Source organism: Bacillus sp. NTK071, from assembly GCF_017303315.1.
Taxonomy (GTDB): domain Bacteria; phylum Bacillota; class Bacilli; order Bacillales; family Guptibacillaceae; genus Guptibacillus.
Genome location: NZ_JAFKOI010000112.1, coordinates 1 through 263 on the forward strand (window position 1 = coordinate 1; position 263 = coordinate 263).

Below are 263 nucleotides of genomic sequence, written 5' to 3' on the forward strand. Positions count from 1 at the left end.
CTGGCAGCGACAGCATCGACGCGACCCATGTTTGGGCCGTCGTGATGGGCACGCATAATTTCCGCATCCTGCGCGGCCGTTTTTGGGGCGAAGCTGCCCCTTCGGCGCTTGCCGGGGCGCGCCAGAGACCCCTTTCAGACGCGGTGATCGATCAGATCATTTTCGACGACCAGTCGCATATCCGAGCGTTTCTCGAAAATCTCGCCGCGATAGGCGCGCGGTTTCTAGTCGTGTCGTGCCCGCCCTTGCGCAAGGATACCCCG

At 62.4% G+C, this 263-nt stretch carries 1 protein-coding gene; it reads left to right on the forward strand.

What is annotated here, in order from left to right; all coding sequences use genetic code 11:
* Window positions 1-263: hypothetical protein (locus JI666_RS21255; protein WP_206895077.1), on the forward strand; the 263-nt coding region annotated here is incomplete at both ends.